Here is a 21316-nt window from a genome sequence, read left to right as displayed (position 1 = left end):
CTGCAATAACATTATACAAAAAGAAAGCGGAAAAGTGTGTCGATTCCTGGTTACTTTCTATTTTAAAAACGAAAAATAAAAGATTTTTTTTCAAAGATCTTGTCCGATTATCACGATACTCGTCCGTTACATAAAATAAATTGTACTAGCAAAATAAATATTTACTGACCTAATAGTTAAAAATAAGGATAATAGAATCATTTTAATAGGCCTTTAGAATGGGTAATGAGAAGAAACACCCTTCTTTTCATTAGAACAAGCTAACCCATACCATTTTGCGAACGTATTGGACGAAAGAATGAATTGATTACAGTGGCCGAAAGTAGCACAATAAGATGAGAAATGAAACCGCAATCATCACAGCTCCAGTAAGCGTTGACACAAAATGTCACGTATGGAGTTCATCCGTTAAGGAGGATGTATTCATGGCAGCCAAAGAGCCCTATAACGAATCCATTTGGAGTAAGTATTACGGACCCAATTTAGGCTACATTCAAGAAAGATATGAACAGTTTGTGAAAGATCCCTCCACCGTAGAAAATAATTATCGCGAGCTTTTTACAAATTCGGGACCTCCTCCCCTAACTCCGGATAGCGAACCGGCTCCTCAGCCGCGCATCTCGGGAGACACCGAATGGCTTAGAAAAGCAGTAAGAGCTTCCAAGCTAATCGCCAATATTCGTATATATGGCCATATGGCCGCTGAAATTGATCCGCTGGTACGCGATCAGAATCCCATGGCAAAATATCTTGAGCTTGAAACCTATGGGCTGACCCGCGAAGACCTGATCGCACTGCCTGCCACGCTTATATGGGAAAATGCGCCGAATGATGTGCATACCGGATGGGATGCCGTGCAACGTATGCGTCAGGCATACACCAAGACCATCGCCTATGAATTCGGGCATGTGCATGAAGAAAAAGAACTGCAATGGCTAAATAGACAGGCAGAATCCACCAGCTCACCAGCACCCCTAAATAATACAGAACGCAAAGAGCTCCTGAACCGCCTGATTCAGGTAGAGCAATTTGAAACCTTCCTCCACAAGACTTTTGTAGGTCAGAAGCGTTTCAGTCTTGAAGGCAATGATGCTCTTGTGCCGATGTTAGATGAAATCGTACGTGCTGCTGCACATGACGGTGCGGAGCATATTTTGATGGGCATGGCGCATCGCGGCCGCCTCAACGTTCTTGCACATATTTTGGGCAAACCTTATGATATCATATTTTCAGAGTTTCATCATTCTCCGAACAAGGAGCTTTTCCCTTCCGAAGGCTCCACAGGCATTAACTATGGTTGGACAGGTGATGTGAAATACCATCTCGGTGCAGACCGTGCTGTCCGTGAAGGAGAAACCGTACGCACAAGAATAACACTAGCGAATAACCCAAGTCACTTGGAATTCGTCAATCCTGTCGTGGAAGGTTTCACTCGTGCCGCACAAGAAGATCGGAGCACTGCAGGACTGCCGAAGATTGATACCAGTAAAGCTATGGCGGTGCTGATGCATGGCGATGCTGCTTTTCCAGGTGAAGGCATTGTTGCAGAAACGCTTAATATCGGCAAACTTCAAGGTTATCAAAATGGTGGGACGATCCATATCATTGTTAATAACCGAATTGGTTTTACGACTGAAAGTGAAGATTCCCGTTCTACGCATTATGCGAGTGACATCGCCAAAGGGTATGAAATCCCAATAGTCCATGTCAACGCTGATGACCCAGAGGCCTGCGTAGCAGCTGTACGTTTAGCTAGCGCATACCGCCATCAATTCAAAAAAGATTTCGTAATTGATCTCATCGGCTACCGCCGTCATGGTCACAACGAAATGGATGATCCTGAAACCACACAACCTATTGTCTACGGTAAGGTTCGCAATCATCCAACCGTCTACAAGGTTTATGCAGAGAGACTGAAAAACGAAAAGGTTCTTACCGCCGAAGACGTACAAAAGATGAATGCTGAAGCAGAAAGCGTATTGCAGCGTGCGTACGATAATATGAAGGAAGGCAATCATAAGAAAAAAGAACCCAAAGCCTTCATTCCTCTACAAACGGACCGCGCAGCGGCAAACACTACAGCGGTATCCATCTCCAGCCTGCAGGAGATCAATCGTGAACTGTTGACGGTTCCTGCTGGATTCCAGGTTTACCCGAAGCTGGAGCGCATTTTACAACGTCGTAAAGATGCACTGAATGAGGGTCAAAAGGTCGACTGGGCACTGGCTGAAACATTAGCCTTCGCTACCATTCTGAAAAATGGAACGCCCATCCGACTGAGCGGTCAAGATGCCCAGCGCGGAACCTTCGCACATCGCCATCTGGTGCTGCACGACAGTAAAACAGGAGATTTATTCTCTCCGCTGCATCAGCTAAGCGATTCCCGTGCCTCCTTTGGCGTATACAACAGTCCATTGTCAGAGGCATCAGTATTAGGCTTTGAATATGGTTATAATGTGTTTGCACCGGAAACCTTCGTAATCTGGGAAGCACAGTATGGTGATTTCGCCAATGCGGGTCAGGTTATTTTTGACCAGTTCATTGCCGCTGGACGCGCCAAATGGACACAGCGCAGCAATCTCGTCATCATGCTGCCGCATGGCTACGAAGGACAGGGACCTGAGCACTCCAGCGGTAGGCTGGAACGGTTCTTGCAGCTATCCGCTGAGGAGAACTGGACGGTCGCTAACCTGACTACCGCTTCGCAATATTTCCATCTGCTGCGGCGCCAAGCAGCGTTATGCGGGCAGGAAGATGCTAGACCGCTAGTCATTATGACGCCGAAAAGTCTCATTCGGAATACGCGCAGCACTTCTGCCGGAACCGAGCTGGCTTCAGGACAATTCAAGCCTGTATTAGCTGAATCTTTGCTTGGCCAGAAACCAAGTGAAGTTAAACGGCTCGTAGTCTGCAGCGGTAAAGTCGCTATCGACATCCAAACAGAACTGGAAGCAGCACCGGATAAGGATTGGTCATGGCTGCATGTTCTTCGCCTAGAGCAGCTTTATCCGTTCCCGGAACAGGAGCTAAGCGAACATTTAAACTCCTTCAGCTCCCTTCAGGAAATTGTCTGGGTGCAAGAAGAGCCGAAAAATATGGGCGGCTGGAGCTATAGTGAGCCTCGGTTACGCGCCATCGCACCGAAAAATGCCGGCGTAAGATATATCGGCCGTCCGGAACGTTCCAGCCCGGCCAGTGGTTATGCAGATGTGCATAGCTTCGAACAACGTAGAATTGTAACAGAAGCCCTAAAATCAAATTCGAACGTACAAGCGGCTGTACCGTCCTCTTAAGAGGACGGTATCACAATAGCGTAAACCATTATGTTTGGGGAGGAAACGGCCTGTGTCAGAAATCTTAGTACCCGATCTGGGAGAATCCATATCCGAAGGAACCATCTACAAATGGCTGGTTAAAGAAGGCGACACGGTAGGTCAAGGCGATGTGCTCGCTGAGCTGGAAACGGATAAAGTCAATCTGGAAATTAGTGCAGAGGTGGAGGGTGTCATCTCCACCATCCTGCGTCAAGCGGGCGAGAACGTAGCCGTTGGCGAAGCCATCGGCATCATTGGAGCCGCAAGCGGCAGTACGCCGCGGGCCGCTGCAAGCGAAGCCGAAGCGCCTAAAGCGGCTCCGGCAGGCGGCAACGCAGTAGCAGCCGCCGCGCCTGTAGCTGCGCCCGAAGTGCCTGCAGCAGGTGGCGACAGCCACGCTGCCTTGGCATCGCCGGGCGCACGCAAGCTGGCACGGGAGCGCGGCATCGACCTCGGCGAGGTTAGCGCCCGTGATCCTATCGGCCGGATTGGTCAGGCCGATGTGTCCGGTCATGGTGCAGCAGCACCGCAGGCCGCTGCACCGGTAGCTCCGGCGCCGCAAGGCAAGCCGGAGCCAGCGAAGCCGGCAGCGGGTAAAGCCACGCCGGACGAGGGCAAAAACGTGGAGCGCAAGCGCATGTCGCGCAGACGGCTCACGATTGCCAGCCGCTTGGTCGAAGCGCAGCAGACCGCGGCCATGCTTACCACCTTCAACGAGGTGGACATGACAGCGATCCTCGACATCCGCAAGCGCCGCAAGGATGCATTTAAAGAAAAACATGAAGTTGGACTAGGCTTCATGTCCTTCTTCACCAAAGCCGTGATCGGTGCGCTTAAAACCTATCCACTGCTGAACGCCGAAATCGACGGTGAAGATCTGGTCGTTAAGAAATTCTACGACATCGGTATTGCTGTTGCAGCGAAAGAAGGACTTGTAGTTCCAGTAGTTCGTGATGCGGATCGGCTCAGCTTCCCGGAAATCGAGCGCCAGATTGGCGAGCTCGCTTCCAAAGCACGTGCCAATACGCTCAGCCTCTCCGAGCTGCAAGGCGGAACATTCACCATCACCAACGGTGGCGTATTCGGCTCCTTGTTATCCACACCGATTCTGAATACACCACAGGTGGGTATTCTTGGGATGCATAAGATTCAATTGCGTCCAATCGCGCTGGACGAAGAAAGAACCGTAAACCGTCCAATGATGTACATCGCCCTTTCCTATGATCACCGGATCGTTGACGGCTCTGAAGCGGTAAGCTTCCTGGTCAAAGTGAAGGAATTGCTGGAAGATCCGGAAGCACTACTGCTAGAAGGCTAACGCTCTTCGAATTTTCGAAGACATAAGAATATAAAGAAGGTATCCCTACAGCTCTCGCTTTGGGGATACCTTTTTTTATATCTGGATCCAATTGCTGCCTTCCTTGCATACGATTTAACTGTATTTTATACACTTATTTATTTCTGATCCGCTCATAGCCTCTTCTCTAATTGCATTCTCTACAACTAAAATCCGAAAAACGTCTATTTCCACTAATCTAACCAATAATAGCTGCATCAAATACAACTAAAGTACTTATATACAGATATTGGTGAACTTTAATTGCACATAATACAACTAACTTAGCGCATGCACCTTCAAACTACACACTACATACTACGCACTACGCACTACTAACTACTAACTACTAACTACTAACTACTAACTACTAACTACTAACTACTAACTACTAACTACTAACTACTAACTACTAACTACTAACTTCAAACTTCAAACTTCAAACTTCAAACTTCAAACTTCAAACTTCAAAACTCTACTTCAATAGCTCCTCAGCCAGCTGTAAAAATTGCTCCTGGGTCAAAATCTTATCTCCATAGCTGGTGAGTGTATAATACGCATCCTGCTTCTCGTTATACCAGTTCAGATAATCATAGCTGACTTCTTCCCTTACTACCTTGTTATAGATAACTTCTGTCCCTGCAACTGTGAGCTTATTAGCTTGATTCTCAGGCGTTTGTTCCACGAAAACCTTGCCCCCATGCATGAGCGTTGCTGAGATCCCTATAAAAGCATTGTTCTTCGAATAAGTTACACTTAGCCCCCCTGGCTCGGACCACGGTATAGCCTTCATAAACAAATTGCGGGTCCCCTTGTCCTTATTTGCCTGAGCGGTAAGATCATTTAATGTTTCCTTATACAGAGAACCTAGCTTAGCTTTATCCGTAGTCGGAGAATTAGGATGGATTACACCATATTTAAAAGCGTACCCCGCTGCCATTTCGGGAAGCATTGGCGCCCCTGTTCTTTTGATTTCTTTTAAAAAATCAGAATACGCATCTATCCGCTGCTCTTTATACTTAAACTGCAATTCTGTCGCCAAGCCTGCTGCACCTGCTTTATTTTTCACAAGATAAGCGATCAATTCACCCGGTTTAGCGAACTCTTCTGCTTGCTGCGCATATTTATCATAAGAAGCCCTTTCTGCAGATTCAGTCGGCGCAACATGTTGGACCTTCACTACTCCTTCACTATTGCGGATTTGGATATATTCAGACGCAGCATACGCAGTCACAGAAATCAGCAGAAACAGCGTTAACATACTGGCCACTGCCGTTGTTTTATTCATCACCCTCAGCGAGAACGATCGCTTTCGACCTGTTATGCCAGTAATACGCCCCATGACCTTATCTTCTACATCTACCTCATCCAAAAGTTCATTGCCCGCCGAGGCATAAATTATATCTTGGTATTCATTGCTGATTTTGTTTCTTTCCATGTGATCTCCTCCTCTGACTTCATAGCTTCCTGAACCTTTAGCTTGATCCGATTCATTCTTTTAGTTAGCGCATTGGGACTGCCCCCTAGAATCTCACTTATCTCTGCATAAGTTTGTTCTTCAAACACCCGCAGAATAAGCATGTTTCTCTCCTCAAGCGACAATCCCGCTAAAGCCGCAGACAATGAAGGACTGTACAACCGAGCATCCAGCTCCTGTTCAGGACTTGCAGACAGTACTTCCGGACGAAAAATACGCATGACTTGCTTATGCAGACGACGCCTGCGCAGCAGATTTAAGCAATGATGATATGCGATACGATAGAGCCATGCCGAGAAATGCATTTGCGATTTGTATTGCCGGATAGATTGATAACCCTTTACCAAAATATCCTGAACCGCGTCCTCCGCATCCTGCTTGTTTTCTAACAAACGATAGCAATATCGATAGATCGGCTTTTGGAATGACCTGACAATTAAAGCATACTGCTCGGAATCTCCCTTTTGAATCCTAACGATTAGCTCTTCCAACTCTGTCGAGTCTAGCGAATCCTGTGGCGATGTAAGCACCTCCTTAACCCTTATATCTCTATAACACTTGACCACCGAAAAAAGTGCCTATGTAAACCAAACTAAAGGAAATTTTATAAAAGCTGACAGTCACGGCTTCGGAGAATGTTTGAATCACTGACTGCTGGTGTCCCCGGATTTCTTACTTATACCATTATGCACGGTTAAAATCTGGTGAGTCTATGCTTAGCAGATGCATAACAAAACCTCCCATTAGACCTGATAACTCCAGGTTTGCTTCTAATGGAAGGTTTTTTAATAAGGCTTATTACTCTAAAACTGAGGTGTAACGTCAACGTCTGCTAAATTGTAAATTGTTGCAAAGGTTACTCTCTTATCATGGAAGGAGATAGAGTGATCGTAATCGTCTTATCGAACGGAGTCATAAAATTGACCAACACCGCCTTGCAGTTATCCTGCAGCTTCGCCTCACGCACCGTAGCCGCCAGATGGCCAAGCTCGCCCCCTGTCAGTTCAATCCAGTCCTCTTCATAACTATAGCGGAGGTTACCGCCGTTCCAGAGATAATGGTCCTCTCCGACAGCCTGCAATTCACCCGATGTGAAACATCCTTCCCGTCCAAAAATAAAAGACAGCTGTGTCATAACCTCTGTAGGTTCCTCAGCATGCAACCGGAGGGTCCACCCTCTGTCCGTGCGTTGAACCTCCGTCTCCACGCGGAATGTCTGTTCATGCGTAAGTGCGCGGCTCTGATGCGGTAACAGATACCAAGGGCTTACTGGCTCCCCAGATGTTTGCGGAAGCAGTTCACCTTCTACAGGACCGTAATAACCCTTCTTTTGTTCTCCTGACAGGTGGTATCCGTCAGGTAGTTTGATCATTTTCTGCATCGGGACATAGCCCGGATTAAAGTAAGAAGCCAGTTGCACTGCAAGCAGCCTGACGGCACCGTGACGGAGTGCAAAAAAAGACGGCGTCTCCGTGATTAAGGTCACGCTAGTGTTCCCGTCCCTGTAGCGCGCAACCGGTGCTCCGAAATCAGTATGCAGCCGGCTGTGGTAAATTCGCCCTTGATGGCCGGACTTCTCCATATCCTGCAGATAGCCGTGTCGCGGAAAATCGCCGTTCAGTATTTTCTCATATTTTACAGGCAGAGCTGCCGAATCTTCAAAAGGTTGCTGAAGCTCCGGCTCCAGCAGCATACGTACAAGTACGTTGACAGAGCAGACCCCCGGATTTTCCAGTGCTCTGCCTGCCCATTCGGCCATCCCCGCAAACAATGGCTCCTTATCGGAACGGGCCAGAATAGCGTACGGTAAATAATATGGAGATAGGTCGTGAAAGCTCCCCAGATCCTGGCGCCCAGAATAATCGGTCACAACTTCGCCCTTAGGATGCACCAAATAGACCATCATGTGTAAATTCAGACGAACTGGCTCCAGCAACTGCGGCCGATCCAGCAGACGAGCGGCATGAATCAGCATGATGTCGCTGACCGCACTATAAATACCGTTGCTGCGCTCCGTCCATTCTCCATCAGGTGTAATATCCATCCCTTCCGCCAACCACTGATCCGCCCGTTGGACAGCCTCCTCCAGTCCGAACAGTTCATGCAGAAACCCCAGTGCTGCACACAATACCCAACGGTGATTCGGCGTGTGACAGCCCCCTGTAAGCATGACGGGAATAGTTCGCTTAAGAAACAAGAGCATATTATCAAGCACCTGTTGCAGTGGCGCCCAATCCTGCGACGCCAACAGTTGGTATAGCTGAGCATAGCCGACGATGACAAAGGCTGTATCCGGGGGAGAATGATAGTTCGTCCAGCCCGGAGAGATCGAGCCATCCTCATGTTGTGCACGCAGCACGAACTCCGTCGCCAGCAGCAGGCGGGCCAGCAGCAGCTCATCACGGTAGAATGCGGAATCCGGGTTAACCAGAGCCGCTCCCCAATAACACATATCGGTTGGTGTGCCGGTCGTATGATTAACCCAGGCAACGCCAGTACCCGGATCTATTGTCCCTCCATAATAGCGGCTCGTCGGATCAAGCACCTGCCGGGATAATCCCTCCACTGCCGCTCTATCATTACTGGCTACCAGTTGCTTGTACATTATACTTCCCTCCATGTTAACAATCTGCTCAATGTCTGGGTGGTAACAGGAGCTGAAGCCGCGCCAGCTCTTGTCGGATACGGTCAGGAATTTCCGTGAACAGTTGATTCCAAGAAACGAACAATTCCTCCCGGTCCGCATATTCCCAGCACGAATAGAACAGGGAAGGCGTGAACCGGCAGGTTTGCAGATAACGGTGGACAAGACGGTCAGTTTCTCCATCGGACGCCAGAATGCCGTGAAAAAAGTCGCCATAAATCAGACCCTCCGCACCTGCTCCATCCTGTGTACTGGATGCGAATCCCGGTAACAGCTCAAAGACTTCAGGGAACGGGGCAAGAGCATGCTTGCCGGGTTGGACATAGAGGTCCACCCGTGTCCCGCTTAGATTGCTGCCCCCGCGCAGCAGCGCTTTAAGGAATTTCCCGTGAAAGCTCGCTTCGGCATCCACCACTTCCCCGTCTCTACCGATGTAAACCCACACATGCTCCAGATCATATAAATGCTGAATATCATAATCGTAATAAATCGCGTATTCCACAACGGCCAGCACATCCGGATGGTTCACAGCTAGACGGCGCCGGAAGGAAGGAGACTCCTCCTCCTGCCGCATCACCGTTATACCGAGACGTACCGGAAAAAATGGCTCGTTCTGATCGAATAATAAGCGCGGAGCATACTTCATAGCTAACCTACGGTCTTCATCGTTCAACATCAGACCTGTCCTCTACGCGCCAACTTGGCCATAAGCAGCTGATGACTTTCAGCAATTTCTTCCGGCTGGCAAGCTGCCTTCAACTCATACACCTTGACCCGCGCCCGTTCAATCATCGGCAGATAAGCATCATAGAATTCCATATTCCCGCTGTTTACATAAGGGCACCAGTGATCAGACAGACCGATGGTCTCATGAATGTGAACACCTACAATATCATCCATCAGACCTTCCATTTCCCCCACACTGTCGTACAAACCCAAACGGTCCATCATAATGGCATGCCCGGTGTCATACCATATGCCCACAGGCGATCCTTTTAGCGCCTTAATAATCATTTTGGCTTCCGCAAGCGTCGGAATCTGCTGCGGTTTGGAACGTGTTTCGATACCAAAGCGTACGTTTAGCCCCTCAGAAACTGCCCGGTTACATACTTCATCTAGGCTTTCAATAATTTTCTGCACATAGCCGGCGCTATAGGCTTCCCGCCGCTCCATCAGTTCCGCCCATTTGCTGCGATAAGCGTTAGAATCTCTACCCTCTCCGTTATAAATCTGCTCCAGCTCTTTGCTGATATCATTTGGAAAGGGTACCTCACCGGGATGCACAACAACAGCTTCTCCTCCGTAACGCTGAGCGTACTTAGCCGAGCCAATCAGCAGCTCAATCGCCCGCTGCCGCTTCTCCTCATCCTCAAAACCTAGCAGCACGGAATCTGTGCCATAATCGGAGTCCTGCACATGCGGGAAGGTGTTGTGGACACTGGAGATCCCCATCTCCCCCCGCTCAAGCATCGGCTCGATCGTTTCCAGCATTTCCTTAGTCACATTATAGTTCAGCTCCACTCGCTGAAAGCCCAGATCGCGGATTTCCCGCAGCATTTCACTGCCGATGGAATGACGCTTAATGTTCCAGCAAGTTGAGAACGAAAATATGCCTTTGTCCTCCATAATTATGTTCTCCTCCCTTGTTACAGCTTACGGTTCAACCTTTTACGGCACCAAGCATTACACCGCTGACAAAATATTTCTGCAGCCATGGATATACGGCAAGGATCGGTACTGTTGCAAAGATAACGGTGGCCGCTTTTAGGCTCTCTGGTGTCAGTGGGGTCCGGTTGGCACCTTCCATTTGTGTCAGTTCGGATACCATATTGTTCTGCACCATCTGGAACAGCTTGAGCTGGAGCGGATACAAATCCGGATTATTGATATACATCAAAGAATCCTGAAAGCCGTTCCACCTTCCCACTGCGTAGAAAAGCGCCAATGTGGCCATAACCGGCATGGATAGCGGAAATATAATACTCATCAGGGTACGAAGATGGGAACTGCCATCGATTTCGGCCGATTCCTCCAGGCTGGCAGGGATGTTATTGAAAAAGGAGATCAGGATAATCAGGTTAAAGGGGCTGACCAGACCTGGCAGGATAAGCGACCAGACCGAATTAATCAAATGCAAATCACGGATCAACAAATATTCAGGAATAATACCGCCGCTGAAAAACATAGTGATAACGATCAGATACATAAAAAATTTACGGCCCTTCAATTTTCTTTTGGTCAGCGGATAAGCTGCTGCGACAGTGAAAAGCATACACAGCACCGTTGTGGCAAACGTCAGAATAACCGTAAAGACAAGAGAGCGGATCATCGCATTATTGGAAAAAACATTAATGTATGCATTCCAGTTCAATTCAATGGGGAAAATCGTTACTTCTCCAGAAGTAATTGCCCGGTTGGAACTAAGCGACACGGCAATCACATGCAAAAACGGAGCCAAGCAGAACAAAACGAACAAGGCAACAAACGTTATATTGACGATATCGAATATCCGGTTTGAGGTACGTTCACTCATAGCACTCCGCCTCCTTCTTTCTTTATCATAAAATACCGTCTCCGGTCACTTTTTTCGAAATATAGTTGGAGCCAAAAATAAACACCAGTCCCACCACGGCCTGGAACAATCCGACTACAGTAGCCAACGTATATTGTCCGGATTCTAGACCCACCCGGTACACAAAGGTACTGAGCACATCAGAATACTCACGCACAGCAGTGTTACCGATAATGTAAGGGCGGTCAAAACCGATGCTGACCATCTTTCCCAGATTGAGGATAAGCAGCGTCACGATGGTTGGTTTTATGCTAGGAAGCGTAATGTAGCGGATTTTCTTCAGCCTTGTCGCTCCATCCACTTCAGCAGCTTCAAACAGCTCTCGGTTGACACCAGTTAACGCCGCCAGATAAAGGATAGTCCCCCAACCGGCACTTTGCCAGACGCCTGTGAATAAATAAGTGATCAGCCACGGATTTTTTTCAGTCAGAAACGGGATGGGAGTAAGGCCTAAGCTCTCCAGCACACCGTTCACCATACCGGACTGGTTGCCGAACAATTGATATACGATCCCCCCGATGATCACCCAGGAAATAAAGTGGGGGATATACAAAATCGTCTGCGATATTTTCTTGAACCACACCGAACGAATTTCGAACAGCATAATCGCCAGGATAATCGGAGCCGGAAAAGAGACAAGTAAATCCAGAAAATTCAGCATAAAGGTATTGCGCAAGGTGGTGTAGAACTCTCTCATTCCAAAAACCTCGCGGAACGCATCAAAGCCAATCCACTCGCTGCCTCCAATCCCCTGAAACAAATTGAAATCCTTAAAAGCAATCTGCACACCATACATCGGACCATAGCGGAAGATCAGGAAATAAATAATAGGCAGAGAAAGCAGCGCGTACAATTGCCAATACCGTCTAAAGTATGTCGCTTTGCTCAAGTCGTTTTCCTCCTAAGGAGAAAAACCGGGTGGAGCGCAGCACCATCTCCCCCCGGTTTTCACTATATATTTGTTTATTGAGCCGAAAGTTCCTTAAACGACTTCTCCAGTTCCTCTTTCAGCTTGGTTCCGCCCAAAGTCATGTAATCTTTCATTTCTTGCTCGTAAACCGCTTCAAATTGCTCTGGTTTGGCCATTGCCGTCTTTACAATAATTACGTTGAGCTTATCTTTGAGCGTTGTGCCATATTGCGATTCCGCTTCTATCGGCTTGCCGAAGACGAGCGGCCCCACCGTGTCAGCGTTGGCGATAGCGATAGATTGAGTCAGCATCTCCCGGTTACGTTCCGGGAAGCCCAGCGCCCATGCTTTTTCATTAGTGGCCTGATCACCGATGTTTTTGCCGTTGGAGATAATGGCCATGTCGCCAGCATTAAATAGACGATCGGCGAACTCCTGGGAAACATCTGTTTTGGCCACTGGAATACCGTCTACCAGGTCGTAGTTTTCACCTTCTACGCCATTTTGGATATCAATCAGATTATTATCCGAAGCCATCCAATCGAGATACTTAACGGCTTCCACGGCGCGTTTACTACTCTTCGGAATCATGATGTACATGCCGTTGGAGGCATACCGGGATTTAATGTGCTTGTTATCAACGTTGGCGTTGGTTAAGACGTCTACCGGCAGCACCTTGCTTCCCTCTACATTTTTGTAGAGATTATCTAGGGTACCATCGGCATAGAACAAAACATCCACATCCTCCGACCAGTAGCCTACATTGCCGTTCTGGATATCCTTGGCCAACTGTGTTTTATCCTCGTCCAGACTGAAGTCCTTACTGATCATCCCTTCATTGTAGAGCTTATTGAGAAATTGCAGGGCATCCTTAAAGCCCTCATGCAGCGGCAGCTCATAACGTTGGCTGTAGGTCAGATCGCCGCTGATCGGCTTCATGAAAGAGAAAATCAACGTCTCGAATTGGGCTGGTGCAAGTGCCATGCCCATCGGGATGTTTTTGCTGCCGAGATTGCCCGGATCCTTTTCTTTAAACGCTTTCAAAGTAGTGTACAGCTCATCGGTCGTCGTTGGCACAGGCAATCCTAATTTATCTAACCAATCCTGACGGATGTAGGAGCTATAACGGCCTGTGATCGCCCGTTTACCAGGGATCGCATACTGCTGACCTTCAAGCTGGCCGAACGCCAGCGTATCCTCGCCAATAAACTTTTTCAGATTCGGCCCATATTCATCGAGAATTTCTCCGACATCAGTCAAGCCACCTTGCTGGGCATACCGATAAAACACACTGGAATCATACGTAAATACGATATCGGGCACATCCGTATTGCTCGCCATCAAAACATTCAGCTTGGTAACTTCCTCAGAACGCTGGATAGGTACAAATTCTACATCAATGTTATTCGGATCTCCGAACTTTTCCTGCACTAGTTTAGTTAAGTAGTTATTGGTAATGGTATGAGGGGCTGGGCTGTTGCCGCGGTCAAACACTTCCACCTTTAATGTAACGCGCTTGGCACTTTCGCCGGCTGCGACACCCTCGGATGCTGTGTTGTTTTTAGAATCATTGGAACAGCCTGCTAGCAGAGAAACGCCCATTATTGCGGTTAATCCGATCCCGATTGCTTTCTTCAGAACTCCTTGATGTACGTTCACTGTCATTTTTCCATCCCCTTCGCCCTTGCAGGCTTTAATGGTGTATTTATGATCCCCTAGCCTTAACTCTATCCATCCCCAGCGGAATCCATATCACGTGATGCTTTTTACTGCCGTGCTACTGGGTCGCTTGTTGTTCTGGATGCCCACAGTATTTCATGAATTTCGGCAGTCTGACAATAAACCTCTTTCGGATGCTCATATCCCAGCAAAATCGGACTTCCGGTTTATCCATACAACCATTTTCGTAGAATAAACCGCTTTCAAAAGTGTGAAAATAAAGACCGCATCGGTGTTCGCGCCCTCATCATAGAGGTTGGCGTGCACAGATGCGGTTATAAAAACTATTGTTCACGTGCTATTGGATTAATAAAGTCGGCAGCTATAGTCTGGAGGTCCCGCGCCCGCGCTTTAAAGAACGGTAGTCACCCGGCGTGATTCCTAATACTCGTTTGAATACCCTGCCGAATGTAATTGCATTCGCATATCCCACCTGGAGTGCGATATCCTGCAGCGAACATTCCGTTTCCACTAAAAGCTTTTCGGCTTCCTTCATGCGTAGCTCTGTAAGAAAATCAACAAATTTCATTTTAAATTCTGTTTTAAATAGATAGCTGGCATATTTGCCGGATACCTGAAACCGGTCGCTCAAATGCTTTAGGGAAAGATCGGGATTTGTAAAATTCTCTTCAATATAATTCTTCATCTCGGTTACCATCGCCCGGTAGCTTTTAGTTTCACTGACAGAAACATAAGTACGGAATAAATCAGTCAAATACTCAAACAAAATCCCCTTCATTTCATCTATGGATTCTGCCTCTTCCAGCCGCTTCAGCTGCTTCTCCGCATTTTCTGCTGACAGCTCATCCTGCAGCTGCTCAGACATGACAGCCACTTCCCGGCTCAACATCTGTAACATGGCCTGAATTAGAGAGCGAATATCATCATCTTGTAAATAATCCTGTTTAAAACCATCAAAAACACCTTCCAGCAGTTCCCGCCATTGGCCGCTCGACATCCGGAACTGCTTAACAAACTCGGCAATCATTTGTAGATACTTGAATGTCTCAAGAAGCGGCTGGCGCGTTTCTCCAAATTCCGTTAAAGCGATGTCTTCGTGCATTAAAAGCTTGTGCTGCATCACATTCTCCGCTGCCGCATAGGAATCCCGGATCTCCCCTGGCCCAGCCGCCACTGGCCCGATAGCGAAGCTTAAGGAGAGGCGCAAGTTCTGCTCCACCCAGGTGCGGCAGTCCTCAGCGAATACACGGATTTTCTCTGCCATCTCTTCATCACTTCCTGTGGTCAGGAAGAGAATTGCCGCCCGGTCAGTCCCAATCCACTCCGCCCAAGCTTGCAATTCCGCACTCCGCGCCAATTCTTGAAAGACATTCATCAGGGCAAATTTAAGCGTGTTCTGATCGCCCCTTGTATACCGATCTTGAAAAACCTTGTCGTAGCGGTTGATTTCGCTTAGCACAACCATAAAGCGGGATGTGGAATGAGCTCCGGAGAGCGGCGACAGCTCTTCCATCCGCTGGACGACATTGTCCAACCGCTCGCTTTGCAAGAGATCGTTGAAAAGCTTGCTGCGCTGTAACAGCAAATTCTCTCTGCTTTTCTTATCATAATCCGTCATATGGTTGATTAGATCTTCCAGCACCCCGTCAATGAGCATCATTTCGTCCGGTCTGTCGCTGGATTGGTCCAGCTTGCGAATTTGATGACCTTCAATCCGGTTCATAATCACCTGAATTGGCTTATAGTTCCGCCGCGTAACATAGATCAGGTAAAAAATCGCGCACACAACCGTACCTAAGGCAATAGCTACCCAAAGGTAAGAAATCACTGACACCCAGCTGAATAGACTGCCCGTTTTGATCCCGCTGGAAAACGTCCAGCCAAGCCTTTCCATATATAAAGTGTTCAACTGCTTCCCATTCTTGGCACCTTCACTGTCCGAATGCGCCTGATAGACCACCTGTCCATCTGCGCCAAATATGGTCAGAAAGGACAACTGTTCATTGACCATACCGTCGACGATCTGTTCCATTCCGCTCATTTTGAGATTAATTACGAGCACTCCCTCCGAACCGAAGGGCAGCGGCATACCTTTATTTATGGTAAGCACACGTATAGACGTGCGCTGAAATTCATCTTTGTATTCCCTAACAGGCTGCCAGCCTTCCGATAAAGAGCCGGAGGTGATGCGGCCAATCCAATCCTCGTCTACAAATCCTGAAAGGTCCTTTAATCCAGTTTCTGTTAAAACGCTTTCATTTCTCTTGTCATAAAGATAGATGGACTGAATATAGGGCGATTCACGCGTCAGGTTGCGTAGATTCTGGGCAACAGCGTAGACGGTCGCCATATCAATCTGGCCTTGATTGTTAAAATAACGTTTATAAGCATCGCTGCGTTCAGCAGCCTCCAGCACTGACAGTTCAGCTTCCTTGATCGTTCGGTCCACATTATCCATAAGATAACTGGCGGTGATACGGTCCGCTTTTTTAGTTTCCATTCGTGAAATATCATTAATAAATACAAAAGAGGCAAAAATCAGTATCGTCACAGTAAGCAAAAAAATAGGAAAATAGGACAGCAGCAATCGGCGATACCAGGAACGGAACAATAGATAACCCCCTCTGTACAACCGTTAGGATACCCGGCCACGGTTCAGCCGTTAATGCACGAGTAGTTCATAGATATTTGGCTGCACCATCATGGAAATGGAAACTCTTCCGCCTAATTTGCTGCCATTATAACACATACAACATGAGCCCGACCAACGAAGCCATTCGTATTTTACACCTGCTCATTAAAAAGGCGAGGTGCGCACAGCCATAGCCGTGAACCCCCGCATATAAATCTGTCCGAGCAGCCGCCAAGCACCAAGTTGTAGCCCTCCTCGGCCTATAAACCACTCAGATCTCTGATATAACGGCGCGCCTTGATCGCATATTCCAGCGGATCGGCAAGTGCCGGATCCTGCTCCGCTTCCACTACAAACCATCCCGTATAAGAGTAACTTGCCAATTCGCTGAAAATCTCCGCAAAGGATATACATCCATCGCCAGGTACGGTGAATGCGCCCGTTTTTACAGCCTGGAGAAAACTGAGCTGATCCCGCAGCACACGCTGAACAACCTCCGGACGTATATCCTTCAAATGGACATGTTTAATCCGAGGTAAATGGATGCGCAGTACCTCTAAGGGATTCTCACCCGCAAAGGCTAGATGCCCGGTATCGAACAGCAGAGACACCTCTTCCGGTTCCGTGAGCTCCATTAGCTTAGCAATTTCGGCCCCAGTCTGCACCCCTGTCCCCATATGATGATGGTATACAAGCGCCATACCTTTTTCAGCAGCCAGCCGGCCAAGCCCACCCAGTCCATCGGCAAGTGCGGCCCACTCCGCTTCTGTGAATACAGGTTTATTAGCAAATAGCGGCGTATCCATTTGTCCCTGAATACTCCGCCCTTGCTCTGAGACGACAATCACCTTCGCACCCATCTCATATAAAAAATCACGATGCGCGCAAAAAGCCTCCACTGTCTCCTCATATGGCCGCACAGTCAGATATGCGCTGAACCAAGCGCTGGCAATCTCAAGTCCACGAAGCTCAAGTGCCCGGTGCAGCCGTTCCGGAGAGCGTGGATACTTGTTGCCCACCTCGCTTCCCTGAAACCCGGCAAGCGCCATTTCGCTAATGCACTGTTCAAAGGTATTGTCTTTTCCCAGTTCAGGCATATCATCATTAGTCCAAGCGATAGGAGCAATCGCCAGCTTGACCGCATGTTCTTTGAACATCATCGATTCTACCCCTTCCGTTTCACAGTATTACTAATACTAATAACTGCGGGCCTTTCCAAGCTGTTCAAGCTTCTGCTCGTGGGCAGCCCGAACGGCTTCACTGCCGGACACTTCTGGAACACCAACATTCCACCAGGCTCCGTAACCATGTGTCATTGTCTTGGGCAGCACCTTAATGTCAATTAGGGTGGAACGATCCTGCAGCTGAGCCTCCCTCAAAGCGTCACGCAGCTGCTCAACCGTTGACGCACGAAAGGTCTTCACTCCATATCCCGCGGCACTTGCTGCATAATCTATGCCTATCAGTTCGCCGCTCAGCTGACCTTCCGGGCCCCGGTAGCGGAATTCAGTCGCCATGCTATCCAGTCCTTGCTCCATCTGCAGGTTGTTGATGCAGCCGAACCCCATGTTATCCAGCAGAATGACGTTGATCTTCTTGTTCTCCTGAAGGCTCGTCACTAGTTCCGAATGCAGCATTTGATAGCTGCCATCGCCCACCAATGCATATACCTCCCGGTCCGGCTCCGCCAATTTCACACCGAGTGCACCGGAGATTTCATACCCCATACACGAAAAGCCATATTCCATATGGTAAGTATCCGGCACAGTGGAATTCCACATCCGCTGCATGTCGCCCGGTAAGCTGCCTGCGGCCCCTATCACAATGGCGTCTTTCGGAAGATATTCATTGAGGATCCCGAGTACCTGTGTTTGCGCCAGCGAAGTGTTCAACTTCGTCGCATATTCAGATAGCTTCTCGTCAAGATGTCCGGCAACTTCCGGCACGAAGGAAACTGAAGAACGATCTGGACGATCTGCCTCCTGATTCACCGTATACTCCACGTCAGATAGACGCTTTCTTTCCACTTCCCATGCCTTTTTTGCCACTACAATTTCATCTGTATAAGCGGTGCGGTAACCGCGCTCCTCCAACGTAGCAGACAGCGCAATAAGACCTTCGGCAGCATCACAGACCACAGCCAGTGCATCCAGCTTGGAGGCATGGTAAAGGGAAGCGTTAATTGTCAGGAACTCCACCTCGGGATGGGCGAACAAACTCTTCGAACCTGTCGTGAAGTCCGTAAACCGGGTACCCACACCGATCACCAGATCCGCTTCTGCGGCCAACGTATTAGCACAGCCATTCCCGGTAACTCCTATGCCACCGAGATTGTAGGCACAGTCGCTTGCCACGGCACTTTTTCCGGCTTGTGTCTCACCGAATGGGATGGCGAACTTCTCCGCAAACGCACGTAATTCCGTCCCTGCATCCGCATATCGGACTCCACCCCCACAGACCAGCAGAGGTCGCTGTTTGCTAGCAATAAGATCAGCTGCTGCAGCAAGCTCATCCGGATGCGGAGTACGGGAAACGATCCGATGGATGCGCTTGCGGAAGAACTCAAGTGGATAGTCCCAGGCCTCCCCTTGCACATCCTGCGGCAGCGCAATCGTGACTGCCCCGGTATCTGCCTGATCAGTCAGCACACGCATCGCGTTCAGCAATGCTGTCATCAGCTGCTCTGGCCGATAAATCCGGTCCCAATATTTGCTCACCGCTTTGAAGGCATCGTTGACCGTTATCGACAGATTGTAGGTATGCTCCATTTGCTGAAGTACCGGATCCGGTTGACGGGTGGCAAAGGTATCGCCGGGGAGCAGCAGCACGGGAATCTGATTCGCCGTCGCAGTGGCAGCGGCTGTCAGCATATTAGCTGAACCCGGTCCTACCGAAGCGGTGCAGGCCATGATTCGCCGTCTGCGGCTCTGCTTGGCAAAGGCAGTCGCCGCATGCACCATTCCTTGCTCATTCCTCCCCTGATAGACCGTCATCTCACCCGGCGCTTCCTGAAGTGCCTGCCCCAGTCCAAGTACATTGCCATGGCCGAAAACGGTGAATATACCGTGTACAAAACGCTCCGGTCCATTGCCAAAGTTCACATATTGCTGGTTCAGAAATTTCACCAGCGCCTGCGCCGTCGTTAATCTAATCGTATCCACGTGAAACCTCCCTTTCGCCGTTTTTGTTACTGCCAGCGGGCAGTGACGACTTTTTTGCGTGTATAAAATTCAACCCCGTCGCTTCCATTCGCATGCAGATCGCCATAGAAGGAATCCTTCCAGCCGGAGAAAGGGAAAAAGGCCATCGGGGCTGGCACTCCGACATTGACACCCAACATGCCTGACTCGATATTTTCCCGGAAATAGCGTACTTTCCCGCCGTCATTCGTAAAAATACAAGCCCCGTTGGCAAAACGAGAGGTATTGGCAATTTCAATCGCCTCTTCTACATCCTTGACACGGATCACTGCCAGGACAGGCGCGAAAATTTCCTCCTGCCATATTTTCATTTCCCGGGTCACTCCATCAAACAACGTTGGGCCGATAAAATAACCCTGTCCCTGCACCGCAGCATCCGCCCGGCCGTCTCTTAGCAACTTAGCGCCCTCGGCCATGCCTTGTTCAATATAAGCGACCGTTTTGTCTTTATGACTTTGGCGGATAACCGGCCCAAGAAACGTGTCGTCGTCCAAACCATCGCCGATGTTCATCTGCTCACATTCACGCAGGAGGATGGAGATCAGCTCATCAGCAACCTCTTCCTGCACCGTTACCACGGAGCAAGCCATACAGCGCTCTCCCGCCGAGCCGAAGGCTGCGTTGACAATCTGTGTTGCTGAAGCCTCAAGGTTCGCGTCTGCCAACACAATAGAATGATTTTTCGCCCCTGCCAACGCCTGAACCCGCTTCAAACACGCCGTTCCCTTCTTGTAGACATATTCGGCCACTGGCTGTGAGCCAACGAAGGAAATCGCCTTCACATCAGGATGCTCCAGCAGGCCGTTTACCACCTCATGCGCACCGTTAACCAGATTGAGCACACCTTTCGGAAGCCCGGCTTCCTCTAACAATTCGACCAAACGTGCTGCCAGCAGCGGTGTGCGTTCGGAGGGCTTCAGCACAAAGGTATTCCCACAGGCGATGGCCAACGGGAACATCCAGCAAGGCACCATCATTGGAAAATTAAACGGTGTGATCCCGCCGACTACACCGATGGGATAGCGATACATCCCAGACTCGATGCCTGTCGCGATGTCGGGCAACTGCCGGCCCATCATCAGCGTCGGCGCACCTGCCGCAAATTCCACACACTCAATGCCGCGCTGCACCTCTCCGTAGGCCTCTTTGAAGCTTTTTCCATTCTCCAGCGTGATCGTCTTCGCCAGTTCATCCCAATGGTCCACCAGCAGCTGCTGATATTTGAACAAGATCCGCGCTCTGCGCGGTACCGGTGTCTTGGACCAGCCTGCAAAAGCCGCCTTTGCCGCAGCCACCGCCCGATCAACATCGACTCTGCTGGACAGCGGAACCCTTGCCATCTCCTCTCCAGACGCTGGATTGTATACCGTTTCTGAGTGCTCCGTAGCCGCCTCTACCCACTGCCCGTCAATATAGTTGTTCAGCACTTGCACGGTTTGCTGTGCCATTCTACTCACTCCTTCATCTCTATTAATGCGATCCCGCGAATCTAATCTAATCTAATCTTGCATAGCTATTCGATCTGGGGTTGTTTGAGTTGTGTCCTCTCCAA

At 49.1% G+C, this 21316-nt stretch carries 14 protein-coding genes; 2 read left to right on the top strand and 12 right to left on the bottom strand.

The window, feature by feature from the left end:
- Positions 1-425: 425 nt before the first annotated feature.
- Both NST94_RS01880 and odhB read left to right on the top strand, forming a co-directional pair.
- Positions 426-3293, top strand: coding sequence for a 2-oxoglutarate dehydrogenase E1 component (locus tag NST94_RS01880; RefSeq protein WP_339281586.1), 2868 nt, complete (start codon positions 426-428; stop codon positions 3291-3293).
- Positions 3294-3345: 52 nt separating this feature from the next.
- On the top strand, positions 3346-4632 hold the full coding sequence (gene odhB, locus NST94_RS01875; RefSeq protein ID WP_076124648.1) for a 2-oxoglutarate dehydrogenase complex dihydrolipoyllysine-residue succinyltransferase: 1287 nt from the start codon (positions 3346-3348) through the stop codon (positions 4630-4632).
- A gap of 493 nt (positions 4633-5125) precedes the next feature.
- Here odhB and NST94_RS01870 read toward each other — a convergent pair whose 3' ends face one another.
- The 12 genes from NST94_RS01870 to NST94_RS01815 all read right to left on the bottom strand — a co-directional run bounded on the left by NST94_RS01870 (position 5126) and on the right by NST94_RS01815 (position 21212).
- Entirely contained in the window at positions 5126-6088 is a 963-nt protein-coding gene (locus NST94_RS01870) for a hypothetical protein (protein ID WP_339281585.1), read from the bottom strand.
- Complete coding sequence (locus tag NST94_RS01865) at positions 6049-6657, bottom strand: RNA polymerase sigma factor (protein ID WP_339281584.1); 609 nt, start codon at positions 6655-6657, stop codon at positions 6049-6051. The genes NST94_RS01870 and NST94_RS01865 overlap by 40 nt, the downstream gene beginning before the upstream one ends.
- A gap of 326 nt (positions 6658-6983) precedes the next feature.
- The gene (locus NST94_RS01860) at positions 6984-8732 is read right to left on the bottom strand and encodes a hypothetical protein (RefSeq protein ID WP_339281583.1); all 1749 of its coding nucleotides are present in this window, start codon (positions 8730-8732) and stop codon (positions 6984-6986) included.
- 28 nt (positions 8733-8760) lie between these two features.
- A complete protein-coding gene (locus NST94_RS01855) occupies positions 8761-9447 on the bottom strand; it encodes a hypothetical protein (RefSeq protein ID WP_339281582.1) in 687 nt (228 codons plus the stop codon).
- Positions 9447-10397, bottom strand: coding sequence for a TIM barrel protein (locus tag NST94_RS01850; RefSeq protein ID WP_248549131.1), 951 nt, complete (start codon positions 10395-10397; stop codon positions 9447-9449). Before NST94_RS01850 ends, NST94_RS01855 begins: the two co-directional genes overlap by 1 nt.
- 34 nt (positions 10398-10431) lie before the next feature.
- Positions 10432-11304, bottom strand: a complete 873-nt coding sequence (locus NST94_RS01845; protein ID WP_339281581.1) for a carbohydrate ABC transporter permease — start codon at positions 11302-11304, stop codon at positions 10432-10434.
- Positions 11305-11329: 25 nt separating this feature from the next.
- Positions 11330-12232: an ABC transporter permease subunit gene (locus tag NST94_RS01840; protein ID WP_038568353.1), complete on the bottom strand. Its 903-nt coding sequence runs from the start codon at positions 12230-12232 to the stop codon at positions 11330-11332.
- A 74-nt stretch (positions 12233-12306) separates the two neighbouring features.
- Positions 12307-13917 (bottom strand): extracellular solute-binding protein, encoded by a 1611-nt coding sequence (locus NST94_RS01835; RefSeq protein WP_280753318.1) that lies wholly within the window; start codon positions 13915-13917, stop codon positions 12307-12309.
- 376 nt (positions 13918-14293) lie between these two features.
- Positions 14294-16543, bottom strand: coding sequence for a helix-turn-helix domain-containing protein (locus NST94_RS01830; RefSeq protein WP_248549132.1), 2250 nt, complete (start codon positions 16541-16543; stop codon positions 14294-14296).
- 281 nt (positions 16544-16824) lie between these two features.
- Positions 16825-17721 (bottom strand): myo-inosose-2 dehydratase, encoded by an 897-nt coding sequence (gene iolE / locus NST94_RS01825; RefSeq protein WP_076307985.1) that lies wholly within the window; start codon positions 17719-17721, stop codon positions 16825-16827.
- Positions 17722-17760: 39 nt separating this feature from the next.
- Complete coding sequence (gene iolD, locus NST94_RS01820; RefSeq protein ID WP_076307953.1) at positions 17761-19725, bottom strand: 3D-(3,5/4)-trihydroxycyclohexane-1,2-dione acylhydrolase (decyclizing); 1965 nt, start codon at positions 19723-19725, stop codon at positions 17761-17763.
- Between the two features lie 26 nt (positions 19726-19751).
- Complete coding sequence (locus NST94_RS01815; protein WP_076185626.1) at positions 19752-21212, bottom strand: CoA-acylating methylmalonate-semialdehyde dehydrogenase; 1461 nt, start codon at positions 21210-21212, stop codon at positions 19752-19754.
- Positions 21213-21316 lie beyond the last annotated feature (104 nt).

Origin of the sequence: Paenibacillus sp. FSL H8-0282 (assembly GCF_037963825.1) — a bacterium.
Lineage (GTDB): Bacteria > Bacillota > Bacilli > Paenibacillales > Paenibacillaceae > Paenibacillus_AQ > Paenibacillus_AQ odorifer.
Note: the sequence above shows the minus strand (reverse complement) of the source record. Positions and strands in the feature narration are given on the sequence as shown.

Bases quoted from the DNA above. Each gene is read 5' to 3' on its own strand.
- NST94_RS01855 (WP_339281582.1), bottom strand. From the start codon at position 9,447: ATGTTGAACGATGAAGACCGTAGGTTAGCTATGAAGTATGCTCCGCGC.
- NST94_RS01850 (WP_248549131.1), bottom strand. From the start codon at position 10,397: ATGGAGGACAAAGGCATATTTTCGTTCTCAACTTGCTGGAACATTAAG.
- NST94_RS01835 (WP_280753318.1), bottom strand. From the start codon at position 13,917: ATGACAGTGAACGTACATCAAGGAGTTCTGAAGAAAGCAATCGGGATC.
- NST94_RS01845 (WP_339281581.1), bottom strand. From the start codon at position 11,304: ATGAGTGAACGTACCTCAAACCGGATATTCGATATCGTCAATATAACG.
- NST94_RS01880 (WP_339281586.1), top strand. From the start codon at position 426: ATGGCAGCCAAAGAGCCCTATAACGAATCCATTTGGAGTAAGTATTAC.
- NST94_RS01860 (WP_339281583.1), bottom strand. From the start codon at position 8,732: ATGTACAAGCAACTGGTAGCCAGTAATGATAGAGCGGCAGTGGAGGGA.
- iolE (WP_076307985.1), bottom strand. From the start codon at position 17,721: ATGTTCAAAGAACATGCGGTCAAGCTGGCGATTGCTCCTATCGCTTGG.
- NST94_RS01870 (WP_339281585.1), bottom strand. From the start codon at position 6,088: ATGGAAAGAAACAAAATCAGCAATGAATACCAAGATATAATTTATGCC.
- NST94_RS01815 (WP_076185626.1), bottom strand. From the start codon at position 21,212: ATGGCACAGCAAACCGTGCAAGTGCTGAACAACTATATTGACGGGCAG.